The 12,475-nt window shown below is 65.2% G+C and carries 13 protein-coding genes; 7 read left to right on the top strand and 6 right to left on the bottom strand.

What is annotated here, in order from left to right; all coding sequences use genetic code 11:
* Positions 1–994 precede the first annotated feature (994 nt).
* Entirely contained in the window at positions 995–3,205 is a 2,211-nt protein-coding gene (gene dnaB / locus HH308_RS19975) for a replicative DNA helicase (protein WP_376767240.1), read from the bottom strand.
* 534 nt (positions 3,206–3,739) lie between these two features.
* Between dnaB and HH308_RS19970 the strand changes: the two genes are divergently transcribed.
* From HH308_RS19970 to fmdA, 7 genes are all read left to right on the top strand, one after another.
* The gene (locus HH308_RS19970; RefSeq protein ID WP_170195998.1) at positions 3,740–4,360 is read left to right on the top strand and encodes a hypothetical protein; all 621 of its coding nucleotides are present in this window, start codon (positions 3,740–3,742) and stop codon (positions 4,358–4,360) included.
* 427 nt (positions 4,361–4,787) lie between these two features.
* Positions 4,788–5,294, top strand: coding sequence for a toxin-antitoxin system HicB family antitoxin (locus tag HH308_RS19965; protein ID WP_170195997.1), 507 nt, complete (start codon positions 4,788–4,790; stop codon positions 5,292–5,294).
* A 12-nt stretch (positions 5,295–5,306) separates the two neighbouring features.
* Positions 5,307–6,173 (top strand): DUF4097 family beta strand repeat-containing protein, encoded by an 867-nt coding sequence (locus tag HH308_RS19960; RefSeq protein ID WP_170195996.1) that lies wholly within the window; start codon positions 5,307–5,309, stop codon positions 6,171–6,173.
* The gene (locus HH308_RS19955; protein ID WP_170195995.1) at positions 6,170–7,153 is read left to right on the top strand and encodes an ATP-binding cassette domain-containing protein; all 984 of its coding nucleotides are present in this window, start codon (positions 6,170–6,172) and stop codon (positions 7,151–7,153) included. The genes HH308_RS19960 and HH308_RS19955 overlap by 4 nt, the downstream gene beginning before the upstream one ends.
* Positions 7,150–7,962: an ABC transporter permease gene (locus HH308_RS19950; RefSeq protein ID WP_170195994.1), complete on the top strand. Its 813-nt coding sequence runs from the start codon at positions 7,150–7,152 to the stop codon at positions 7,960–7,962. Before HH308_RS19955 ends, HH308_RS19950 begins: the two co-directional genes overlap by 4 nt.
* 122 nt (positions 7,963–8,084) lie before the next feature.
* The gene (locus HH308_RS19945) at positions 8,085–8,360 is read left to right on the top strand and encodes an FmdB family zinc ribbon protein (RefSeq protein ID WP_170195993.1); all 276 of its coding nucleotides are present in this window, start codon (positions 8,085–8,087) and stop codon (positions 8,358–8,360) included.
* 36 nt (positions 8,361–8,396) lie between these two features.
* A complete protein-coding gene (gene fmdA / locus HH308_RS19940; RefSeq protein WP_170195992.1) occupies positions 8,397–9,653 on the top strand; it encodes a formamidase in 1,257 nt (418 codons plus the stop codon).
* Between the two features lie 85 nt (positions 9,654–9,738).
* Here fmdA and rplI read toward each other — a convergent pair whose 3' ends face one another.
* The 5 genes from rplI to HH308_RS19915 form a co-directional block, all read right to left on the bottom strand.
* Positions 9,739–10,191, bottom strand: coding sequence for a 50S ribosomal protein L9 (rplI, locus tag HH308_RS19935; protein ID WP_170195991.1), 453 nt, complete (start codon positions 10,189–10,191; stop codon positions 9,739–9,741).
* A gap of 17 nt (positions 10,192–10,208) precedes the next feature.
* Positions 10,209–10,463 carry a 30S ribosomal protein S18 gene (gene rpsR, locus HH308_RS19930; protein WP_170195990.1) on the bottom strand — a complete coding sequence of 85 codons (255 nt, stop codon included), beginning with the start codon at positions 10,461–10,463 and terminating at the stop codon, positions 10,209–10,211.
* 50 nt (positions 10,464–10,513) lie between these two features.
* Complete coding sequence (locus HH308_RS19925) at positions 10,514–11,059, bottom strand: single-stranded DNA-binding protein (protein WP_170195989.1); 546 nt, start codon at positions 11,057–11,059, stop codon at positions 10,514–10,516.
* A gap of 155 nt (positions 11,060–11,214) precedes the next feature.
* Positions 11,215–11,496, bottom strand: coding sequence for a 30S ribosomal protein S6 (gene rpsF / locus HH308_RS19920; protein ID WP_170195988.1), 282 nt, complete (start codon positions 11,494–11,496; stop codon positions 11,215–11,217).
* Positions 11,497–11,799: 303 nt separating this feature from the next.
* A complete protein-coding gene (locus tag HH308_RS19915; RefSeq protein WP_170195987.1) occupies positions 11,800–12,438 on the bottom strand; it encodes a hypothetical protein in 639 nt (212 codons plus the stop codon).
* Positions 12,439–12,475: the final 37 nt, after the last annotated feature.

Below are 12,475 nucleotides of genomic sequence, written 5' to 3'. Positions count from 1 at the left end.
ACAATCTCCACCAACTCCCGGCGTGCACCAGCCGGGTGCCCACGCCGATTCGTACCCCAGCTGAAGTTCATGCCGGCCTTCTCAATTGAGTTCGTCCACTCAGTGGCTCGCCCAGATCAATCAACAGTTCCTGGCGCCAGAGAAGGTGCACCAGAGCTGATTTGACGTCGTGATCGGTTCACCTGGAAAGCACCTGAACGCGTCCGCGAGCGAACCGTCCAGTTCTTTCTCCCGTACGTGCGCCAGGAGCTCCGGCCGGAACAGCCATTCGCGCCGGTATCCTGCGAGAATGCGGACATTCACCAAGTTCCACTCCGATAGGCTCGACCGCTAATCTCATAGCGCCAGCTTCGAGCCTCGACGAGATCACGAGTCCACTCGAATGTGAAGGCAACCTTGGTATCGTTGACACCCGGTCCGGCTTCACATCCACAACCACAGGGACCGTATCCGTGACCAGCAGATAGTCAGGGATATGCTTGCGCGGCTCGCGGTCGACCAATGCCCGGAACAGAGAAGATTTTACGACAACTTGTCGTACAACCGCGTCTTTTCGTACAACCGCGCTGAAATAAGCAAACAGCAAGCGCGCCAACTCAAGTCGTGACTCATAGATAGCATAGCGACCAACGATGCTCGACCAGAAGTTGCCCGAGTAGTGTTTCTGCCCGCAGTGCCATCGAAAGGCCCGCCAAGGCGCCGCATTGGTGAGTTCGTCGAGCCCCGACCAGTCCACGCTCGTGAAATTTCACTCAGGTCGTCTGCACGTCGGTATGAGTATAGAGGCAGTTAGCGCCTTGTCTCCACTGCGGCCCATGGCGATCACCTCGGCCTGCCATCGGATCGCACTGCTTTGGTGACCTGATCATCACATGGCTGTCGGCGCATCCTTAGGATCCAACAACCCGCGTGTCTCATAAACTTGGCGGATCCTCCATCACTCCGCCATCACGCGTGAGATTCCACCACGTTTGATGAGAGCCTACAAAATCCCCTATCCCCGAGCCATATCCACAAATCGCGACAAATGCAATTGATGTGCCACAGTAATAGTCGCCGTCGGCCCATTTCGATGCTTACCGACAATAATATCCGCCTCACCGGCTCGCGGATCGTCTCGCTCAATAGAATCCGGTCGATGCAATAGGATAACCATATCCGCATCCTGCTCGAGCGATCCCGACTCGCGAAGATCCGACACCTGCGGCCGCTTATCCGTTCGCTGTTCCGGTCCACGGTTGAGCTGGGAAATCGCGACTACGGGGACTTCGAGTTCTTTAGCCAACAACTTGATCGAGCGCGAGAACTCCGACACTTCCTGCTGACGCGATTCGACTTTCTTACCCGACGTCATCAGCTGCATGTAGTCGATGACCACCAACGACAGATCGTGGCGCTGTTTGAGTCGCCGCGCCTTGGCGCGAATTTCCATCATCGTCAGGTTCGGCGAGTCGTCGATGAACAGTGGCGCCTCGGAGATCTCGCCCATACGCCGCGCCAACCGCGACCAGTCGTCGTCGGTCATCGATCCCGACCTCATGTCGGCCAGTTTGATCTTCGCCTCGGCCGAGAGCAGTCGCATGACGATCTCGGTCTTGCTCATTTCCAGCGAGAACATGGCGCTGGTCTTGCCGTGGTGAATCGAGCACGACCGCAGGAAGTCCATCGCCAGTGTCGAATTGTGCGTCGGGACCATCGATTCGCCCGCGAGGTACATCGCCTCCGGGTTGTCGACCTGTACACACCGCACCGGCACCGAATCGACGGGACGGATCGCCACGATGCGCCGCACGCCCGACGCCCGGCGCAGTTCCTTGTGCCGAATCGCCTTGTGGTGCAACGTGAACACGTCGTCGTCGGCGTCGACGCGCACCCATCCGGTGGCCGACACCCGGTAGGTATAGCCAAGTCCCGCAACAAGATCCGCGACGACGGCAGTCATATGCCGAGTGGCCGCGGGCACGGTGATCCACCCGTCGTCCTCGACGATGGCCCGTGCGTCGAGCAGTCCCGCGAGCAATGCCCGACGCTGCGCGATCGATCCACGCAGGTACTCGAAGGGGATACGCCCACCGAGGTCGGCCATCAGCGTCATCACGTCGACGGGCCCCTCGGCGTCGATCCGCATCCCGATCTCGGGGTCGTCGAACGCCATTCCGGCAAGCGCCGCAACGGTATACGGCCCGTACACGTAGTGGCGATGCGGCAACTCCAGGGGCGCGGTGTTGCGTACGACGGCCTTGCCGACGTGGCCGCGCAGCACTCCGGTGGTCATCACGTCGCGCACACCGTCGACCTCTGCCGCCCACTGATGCTCCTCGTCGGCGACGAGGAGCGAGCCGTCGGAGAACTCCACCTCGTAGCAGGGCCGCTCGGTCATCACCTCGGTCGCCGCGACGACGGTGGTGGGCCGACCGTGGGCGTCGAGCAGCTGCTGCCCCACGCTCACGTTGCCCATCGTGGTCCAGCCGGTGGGCGTGGGCAGCGGCGTGTCGAGTGCCAGCGCCTTCCCGACACCGGGGCGCGCGGCGACGATGATCATCTGTCCGGGGTGCAGGCCGTTGGTCAGCCGGTCCAGGTCGGCGAAGCCGGTGGGCACGCCGAGCGAGATACCGCCGCGCGAGGCGATCGAGTCGATCTCGTCCATCGTCGGCTGCAGCAGTTCTTCGAGCAGCACGTAGTCTTCGGCGGTTCGCCGCTCGGTGACCTCGTACACCTCGGCCTGGGCGCGATCGACCACCTCGGCGACGTCTTGCCCCTCACCACCGGCGTAGCCGAACTGCACGATGCGCGTGCCGGCCTCCACGAGGCGCCGCAGGATCGACTTCTCCGCGACGATCTCCGCGTAGTACCCCGCGTTGGCCGCCGTCGGCACCGTCGAGATCAGGGTGTGCAGATACGGCGCTCCGCCGACGCGTTTGAGCTCTCCGGCACGCTCCAACTCCGCAGCGACGGTCACGGCGTCGGCAGGTTCACCCTTGCCGTAGAGCTCCAGGATCGCGTCGTAGACCGCCTGATGGGCCGGCCGGTAGAAGTCACCGGGACGCAACTTCTCCAAGACGTCGGCGATCGCGTCTTTGGACAGCATCATGCCGCCGAGCACCGACTGCTCGGCCGCCATGTCTTGCGGTGGTTGCCGGCCGAACTCCTCGGCGGGCAGCTCCTCGGGAGCCTCTTCATGGCCCCGATCGTCGACTACTGCCAAGTCCGTCATACCTCTCAAACGAAATGTCCACCCGATGACGCGCACGCGTCGGACCCTCTTGTCTTACCGTCGAGGTCTGACAAGTCGAGCGTGCGACGCCGGCACCTACCGCTCCGGGAACAGTAAAGCCCGGATGCACCAGGCTCAAACCGGCGTGTGGACAACTCTGTGAACAAACTGTGGACGGTTTGCCGACCGCGCAGGACTGCTTGTTGACCGCCTGTGGGTAACTTGGGGATTTCTGTGGAGAGTTGTCCGAAAACTGCAGGTCAGCGCCCAGAAATTTATTCACAGGCAAGATTTTTCGCGGATTTCGGCGTGTCACACCGATGTGAATGTCGGGCGTGTTGGCTCCGACGCACTGCCGACGGGCGTCTGACCCGAGCGTGAACGGCACGTTGCCAGTGGATCGGGGTCGGACGATCAGGACACGATTGCGACCTTCACGCACGTCGTCGACGCCGACGTGGTGGAATGGTCGGCGTGTGCCGTCGGGGCGGACCGGGGAGAGGACCTGTGATGAGAACCCGCTTGATGAGCGTGATCCAACGGGCCGTCGTCGCGACGGTCGCCGCGGCGTCGTTGGCGACTTTCGGCGTTCACGCCGCAACCGCGACACCGGTCGGGCCGCCGTTGCCCGTCGAGTTCGACCTCGCCAAGTATCACCCGGTCAATCCGGCGAAATATCAGTCGCTCGCCTTTGCCGACAACGGCCGCAGCTTCTTCGTCGCGGGCCGCTGGCTGTGCGCGTTCGGGCCGTCGTACCGGTACGTGAGCTGCAAGGGCGCACCGGCCACCGCACCGCCCCGAACGCAAGGAGCACTGATCTCCGGCGATCAGCAGGGTCCGTGGTGGGTCACACCGGCCGGCATCTTCGGGCCCAACACCCAACTCACCCCGACGTCGGGCTTCCGGCCCCCGACCCTGAGCGTAGGCAACCGGCTCACCGTCAACGGCAGCACGTGCACCGCGCCCCGGCCCGACGTCGTCGCATGCACCACCGGCTCCCGCGCGATGATCCTCACCGCGGCGTGGCACAAGTTCTTCTACCCGGCAGGCGACATCGCACACAACGCGAATCCCGCACCGCAGTACCTCCCGCCCCGCCTGCAGCGCTGGAATCAACTGCCGCTGTGGTTCTCACCGCCGAAGTAGTCAACGCTTTCTCCGCCGGTTGAGGCGGGTCGTGGCGCCAGTCCGCTGGTTGAGCCGGGGCCCGACGCGACTCCCCCGCTGGTTGAGCCGGGGCCCGACGCGCCGTGCTGAGCGAGCGCAGCGAGTCGAAGTAAACGCAGCGAGACGCGCCCGCGTCGAAACCATGGTGAGACGAGTTATCAACTGCCGCTCTGTGATTGGTGCGCTGGCAGCGTCGGCTTGCGTGGTTTCGACACGGGTCTTCGCTAACGCTCCGACCCGGCTCAACCAGCAGAGTAGACCGCCTTCGCTAACGCTCTGGCTCAACCAGCAGAGTAGACCGCCTTCGCCAACGCTCCGGCACAACCAGCGGATGATGCGTCACCCTGACGTCATCCACGACGTCACCCTATTGACAATGACGTCACTACGGCGTCAAATTGACGTCATGGAACTCAACGCATACGTCGACAATCTCCGACACCAATTGGCCGTCGCCGCAGCTGCCGGCGGTGACGACGCCCGCAGCCTCGCCGAACGCCTCACCGCGCCGCTCGACGCCGCAACCCGACTGATCCTGCTCGACGCCCTGTCCACCGCGGCGGGTGAGATCACCAGCGAACTGGCCCCCGGGTCCGTCGAGGTCCGCCTGCGCGGCCGCGACCCGGAATTCGTCGTGACACCACCCCCGACGACGCCACCGAGCACCCCGGAACCACCGAGCGCCCCACCACCGCCGTCAGTGGAGCCCGCCGACGACGGCACCACCGCCCGCGTCACCCTGCGCCTGCCCGACCACCTCAAACAGCGCATCGAGGCCGCCGCCGCGCGCGACGGCATCTCGGTCAACAACTGGCTCGTCCGTGCCGTCGCCACCACGCTCGACGCCGCATCCGCCCCCGCCCCCCGATCCACCCCCACAACCGGTGCGCAGTTCACCGGCTGGGTCCGCTGAGGAGTCCCCGACATGCCCGTTTTCACCCTCGACCTCGACCTCGCCGTCGGCGACGTCCACATCATCGCCTCCGACCGCACCACACCCGACGTCACCATCACCCCGCAATATCCCGACCGCGCGTCGTCGGTCCGCGCCGCCGAACAGACCACGTCGACGCTGCTCGGCGACCGACTGCGGGTGCACAACTCCACCAAGTGGCGGCTGCTCCCCCGGCTCGGCGCACCCGACTCCGTCGACATCGTCATCGATGTCCCGGCCGGCACCGCGGTCACCGGTTCGGTGTCCGCCGGCAGCATCCGCGCTGACGGCGCGCTCGGCCCCGTCGACCTCGACGTCTCCTACGCCGACGTCATCGTCGAGTCCACGGCGTCGTTGAACCTCAAGTCGTCGACCGGGGCGATCTCCGCGCGCCACGTCGACACCGACGTCACCATCAACGCCTCCTACGGTGCGGTCCGCCTCGGCGACGTCGGCGGCTCGACGTCGATCAAGAACTCCTACGGCAACATCTCGGTCGGCACGGCGGCGGGTCCGGCGCAGATCCGCGGCGCATACGGCTCAATCGACATCGAACGCGCCCTGGATTCGGTGTCGATCAAGACCGCGCACGGCAAGGCGTCGGTCCGCGACGTGCGGCGCGGCACCGTCAGCGCCGACAGTTCGTTCGGCGAGATCGAGATCGGCATCCACGACGGCACCGCCGCCTACCTCGACGTCGAATCCGCGCACGGCCGCTTCCACAACGAACTGACGCCGTCGACCGTCCCCGGTTCCGACGACGACACCGTCGCCGTCCGCGCCCGCACCAGCTACGGCGACATCTTCGTCACCCGCACTCTGACCGCAACCCCCAACCTGGAGAAGGATCTGTCATGAACGCCATCGAGATCTCCGGCCTACGAAAGTCGTTCGGCCACAAGCAGGTTCTGAACGACATCGATCTCACCGTCCCCGCCGGCTCGGTCTGCGCACTCCTCGGGCCCAACGGCGCGGGCAAGACCACCGCCGTCCACATCTGCTCGACACTGTTGCGCCCCGACGCCGGCACCGTCCGCATCAACGGCTACGACGTTGTGTCCCAAGCAGATTCGGTGCGCGGCGCGATCGGCCTGACCGGCCAGTTCGCCGCGGTCGACGGTCTGCTCACCGGGCGGGAGAACCTCCAACTGATGGCCGATCTACGTCACCTGCCACGCAAAGCCGGCCGCGCACGCGTCGAGGAACTCCTCGAGCAGTTCGACCTCCTCGACGCCGCGGCCAAGCCGCTGTCGAGTTACTCCGGCGGCATGCGCCGTCGGCTCGACCTCGCGATGACCCTCGTCGGCGGAACCCCTGGTACCGGCGAAACATCCACTGCCGCCGGAACTTCCGTCATCTTTCTCGATGAGCCGACGACCGGCCTCGACCCGCGCAGCCGCGCCACCATGTGGGACATCGTGCGCCGACTGGTCGACGACGGCATGACCATCTTCCTCACTACCCAGTACCTGGAAGAGGCCGATCAGCTCGCCGACCGGATCGCCGTCCTCGACGGCGGGCGCATCGTCGCGCAGGGCACGCCAACCGAACTCAAGCGGCTCGTGCCGGGCGGCCAAGTGCGACTGAGGTTTTCCGATACCGACGCGCTCGCCGACGCTCGACGCGCGCTGTCCGGTCACGACCTGCGCGCCGGCTCCGCCGACCTCACGCTCACTGTCGCCAGCGACGGCAGCTTCGGGTCGGTCCGCTCCATCGTCGACCGGCTCGACGCCGCCGCCCGCGTCGACGACATCAGTATCGCCACCCCCAACCTCGACGACGTGTTCTTCGCTCTCACTGACTCGAATTCCACTGTTGCACAGGAGGTTTCCCGATGAGTACGCTCACCCACGCCGTCACCGACTCGAATACGATGCTGCGGCGCAACATGCGCCACATGCTCCGCTATCCGGTGCTGACCGGACTCACCATCGGCACGCCGGTGATCTTGCTGCTGATCTTCGTCTACGTGTTCGGCGGAACTCTCGGCAACGGATTGCCCAGTGGCGCAACGGGTTCCGCACCCATCGGCGGCGGAACGGCGGCCTACCTGCGCTACGTGGTTCCGGGCATTATGCTGATCGCCATCGTGATGGGCGCGCAGGGAACCGCGATCACGGTGGCGATGGACATGCGCGAAGGGATCGTCGCGCGGTTTCGCACGATGGCCATCTCGCGGGCGTCGGTGCTGACCGGGCACGTCGTCGGTGCGGTGATCCAGACGATGCTGGCGGTGGTCGTCGTGTTCGCCGTCGCCGTGGCGCTGGGCTTTCGCACGTCGACCGGCGTGGGCAGCGTTCTCGCGGCGTTCGGCGTCATCGCACTCATCGCCGTCGCGTTGACCTGGATCTCCGTCGGCATGGGTATCGCAGCCAAATCCGTTGAGTCGGCGAGCAATACACCGATGATCCTGATGCTGCTGCCGTTCCTGAGCAGCGGCTTCGTGCCGGCTGACTCGATGCCGACGGTGATCGCCTGGTTTGCGAAGCATCAGCCGTTCACCCCGTTCATCGAGACCGTGCGCGCACTGCTGCTGGGTACGCCGATGGGTCATAATCTGCTGATCAGCATCATCTGGTGCGTCGTCCTCAGCGGCGTCGGCTACGCGTGGTCGATGCGGACCTACAACCGGAGTTCGCTGAACTGAACAGGCTTCGGTTATCTGGAATGCCGTTCGGTGCATATCGAATACGGGTGAACCCGGCACGAGTAGGCGCTGCGGCACCTACGCTGCGAAGCAAGAGTGACGACCCCGCAGACGGGAGGGCCATGCCCCTGTACCGATTCGAGTGCCCTTCATGCGGCACCTTCGACGCAGGCTTCGCGATGGCCGACGTGCCCGACACCCTCGACTGTCGGTGCGGTGAACCGGCCCGGCGTCGGATCACCGCACCGCGCCTCGCACGCGGGGGACGCGGGATGCGACTCCTCGACGCGACCAAGGCCACCGCGGAGCGGCCCGGCGTGGTGAATGCCGTGCCAGATGCTCGGCGCGAATCGGCATCGTCGTCGAATCCCTTGCACGCCAAGCTTCCTCGGCCCTGAGGACCTTGCAATGACGCACGGATGAAAGGAAGTCCCATGCCCGAAGTCGTCTTTCCACTCGATTCGTCGCGCAGCTTCACCGACCAGGAGAAGGTCGGCCACAACCGATGGCACTACGCGATTCCGCCTGCGGTAACCGTCAAGCCCGGCGACACGTTCCGGGTGCACTGCCGGGAATGGTTCGACGGCGCGATCCACAACGACGACTCCGCCGACGACATCCTCAACGCGCCGCTGAACACCGTGCACACGTTGTCCGGCCCGATCGCGGTCGAAGGCGCCAAGCCGGGTGACCTGCTGATCGTCGACATCGTCGACGTCGGGCCGATCCCGCAGGAGGACAGCGGACCGCTGGCCGGTCAGGGCTGGGGCTACACCGGCATCTTCGCCAAACTCAACGGCGGCGGATTCCTCACCGAGCAGTTCCCCGACGCGTACAAGGCGGTGTGGGACTTCCACGGTCACACCACCACCTCACGGCATGTGCCGCACGTCGAATTCACCGGAATCATCCACCCGGGACTGATGGGAACGGCGCCGTCGAAGGACCTGCTCGCCCGCTGGAATACACGCGAAGGCGCGCTGATCGCCACCGACCCCGATCGCGTTCCACCGCTGGCGCTGCCACCGCTGGCCGACGACGCCATCCTCGGCTCGCTGTCCGGCGATGAATTCGCTTCTGCCGCAGCCGAAGCCGCGCGCACCGCACCGCCGCGCGAGAACGGCGGCAATCAGGACATCAAGAACCTCACCCGCGGCACCCGCGTCTTCTATCCGGTGTTCGTCGACGGTGCCAACCTCTCGGTCGGCGACCTGCATTTCAGCCAGGGCGACGGCGAGATCACCTTCTGCGGTGCGATCGAGATGGGCGGGTTCATCGACCTGCACGTCGACATCATCCCCGGTGGAATGGAGACCTACGGGGTCGCGGAGAATGCGATCTTCCTGCCCGGCGGCGACGTCGGGCCGCGATACGAGCAGTTCCTGGCCTTCTCCGGTACCTCGGTCACCCTCGACGACGAGCAGCGGTACCTGGATTCGCATCTGGCCTACCAGCGCGCCTGCCTGCATGCGATCGACTACCTGACGAAGTTCGGCTACGCACCCGAGCAGGCTTACCTGCTCCTCGGGGCGGCCCCGATCGAGGGCCGGTTGTCCGGAGTCGTCGACGTCCCGAATTCCTGTGCGACGGTGTACATTCCGACGTCGATCTTCGACTTCGACGTCACCCCGGGCAAGGACGGCCCCACGCGTATCGATCCGGGGATCGGGGCGCCGCACTCGGCGTTCTGACCCAGACCCCACAACAGACGACGAACCCCGCACCTCGAAGGTGCGGGGTTCGTCGTTTAGTGCGGGGTTTGCGTCGAAGCGCGAATTACTCGGCGACGACGGCCAGGTTCAGCTTGGCCGACACACCGGTGTGCAGGGCGACGACGACCGGGTAGGTACCGGTTGCCTTGATGTGGCCCTTGGGCAGATCGATCGAACGCTTGTCGACGGACGGGCCGCCTGCCTTCTTGATGGCGGCGGTGACGTCGGCCGCGGTGACCGAACCGAACAGCTTGCCCGAGTCGTGGGTCTTGACGCCCAGCGACACGTTCTCCAGGCCTTCGAGAGCCTGCTTGAGTTCGTTGGCGTGCTCGACGCCGCGGACCTCGCGGGCTTCCTGCGCGCGGCGGATGCCTTCGACCTGCTTCTCTGCGCCACGGGTGGCCTTGATGGCCAGACCGCGGGGCAGCAGGTAGTTGCGGCCGTAGCCGTCCTTGACCTCGACGGTGTCGCCTGCGACACCGAGCTTGTCGATGGCAGCGGTGAGGATGAGTTTCATGTTCTTATCCCTTCCGCTTATCGGCCGGTCGAGGTGAAGGGCAGCAATGCCACCTCACGCGAGTTCTTGACGGCGACCGCGATGTCGCGCTGGTGCTGCACGCAGTTACCAGTCACGCGACGCGAGCGGATCTTGCCGCGGTCGGACAGGAAACGACGCAGCAGCGCGGTGTCCTTGTAGTCGATGACAGTCTTCTTGTCCTTGCAGAAGGTGCACGCCTTGGTCTTGGTGACCTTTTCGACGCGGACCTTCCGTCCTTTTTGCTTTGCCATGTATTGCTCCAGTTAGGGCCCGACGCCACGAGGGGCGTCGGAAATCTTTCTCAGAAGGGTGGTTCGTCGTCGTTTCCGCCGAACGAGCCCGACGACGCGGGGGCACTGCCCCACGGATCGTCGGCTTGCGTCGGCTGGCTCGATCCGCCGCCGCGGTTAGTACCGCCGCCCGAAGGGCCGCCGTATCCACCGCCGCTGGACGCACCGAATCCGCCGCCGCCGCTGTTCCCGCGCGAGGCCCGATTGACCTTCGCGGTGGCGTAGCGCAACGAGGGACCGATCTCGTCGACTTCGAGTTCCACGACCGTGCGCTTCTCACCCTCGCGGGTTTCGAACGAGCGCTGACGCAGCCGGCCGGTGACGATCACACGCGAACCCTTGGTGAGGCTCTCGGTGACGTTCTCCGCGGCGTCGCGCCAGATGTTGCAACGCATGAACAGTGCTTCGCCGTCTTTCCATTCGTTGGATTGACGATCGAAGGTGCGCGGCGTCGATGCAACCGTGAAGTTGGCGACTGCTGCCCCGGACGGTGTGAACCGCAGTTCCGGGTCGGCGGTCAAGTTGCCAACGACGGTGATGACTGTTTCGCCTGCCATGTGTTTCCCCTCGCTCTAGAAGCTGTGAAGTGGGCACTCGATGAATCGACTGCACCGGATTGAGTTGGAGTCGTGCCCCAGCCTATTCACCGGTACCGACATCCGTCAGAACTAGGACGCAGCGGGGCGTCGTTCGGTTCCATCGGATGTGAGATTCACTTACGCAGGACCTTGGTGCGCAGCACCGACTCGTTCAGCTTCAACTGACGATCGAGCTCGCTGACCGTGGCGGGTTCCGCATTCAGGTCGATGACCGCGTAGATGCCTTCGCTGTTCTTGGCAATTTCGTAAGCGAGACGGCGCTTGCCCCAGATGTCGACTCCTTCAATTTTGCCGCCATCGGTGCGAACAACATTGAGGAAGGTATCGAGAGAGGGTGCGACGGTACGTTCGTCCAGGCTTGGATCGAGGATGACCATCAATTCGTAGTGACGCATAAGACCACATCACCTCCTATGGGCTAGGTCGGCCGTGGACTGTCCACGGCAGGAGGGTCGCCTGCGTCGGCAACCGCTCCAAGATACACGACGCGGTGCTGACCTGCGAAATCGTGGACGTCGGGCAGGTTTCGACTCGCTGCGCTCGCTCAACCAGCGGAAGGGGGCGCGCTCGCATTACGGCCGCAGGCTGAGAACCCACCGCCGGCTGAGCCGCGAGGAGCGCAAGCGACGACCCCACCGCCGGTTGAGCCGCGAGGAGCGCAAGCGACGAGCGAGTCGAAACCATCGGAACCGTCCAGCTCAACGCGCGCTGGGCACCAGGACCGCGGACGCGGCGAAGAAGCACAGTGCGCCGATGAAGGTGCCGATCGATGCCACCGAGGCGTCGAGCGTTCCGCCGGCTCTCGTCACGAACGACCCGACCGCCGACACCCCGAACGCCACGCACCCGACGAAGTTGATCTGCGCCGACCACCACTGCGCGTCGCGCGGCGCCGGACTCGTGCCGGCACGCAGCGCGTAGAGCCCCAGCGCACCGCTGACGAGGAAGGCCACCGACCCCGCGGCGTCGGGGCTCCACACATTCTGTCGCTGCGCGACGACGCCGCTCGCCATCAACGCCGCCGTCGTGCTGGCGTTGAACAGTATGGTCCCGGCGAACTGAGTCGACGCCGAGAGCCAGTCGGCGCGCACCATCACCCCCGACCCCGCTGCGGGCACCGTCGCGGGCCCGCTGACCAGCAGCTGGATCAGTCCGGCTGCGGTGAAGAAGATCGCGCCGACGAAGTAGCAGATGTTCACGACGTCGGCGCCGGCCCAGCTCGCGAAGTACGGCGCCGACCCGACGGCGAACAGCGCCGACCCGATCATGAACCCGCCGCACTGCCGCAGCGGCGTCAATGCGAGGACCGCGCCCGGCGTCGACTCGTCGGAAGTCATGCCCCAAGGATCGCAGTGCGGCGATTGGCTCCCGGCA

This window comes from Gordonia asplenii, from assembly GCF_012933505.1.
GTDB lineage: Bacteria > Actinomycetota > Actinomycetes > Mycobacteriales > Mycobacteriaceae > Gordonia > Gordonia asplenii.
This window is presented reverse-complemented; position numbering and strand designations above follow the sequence as displayed.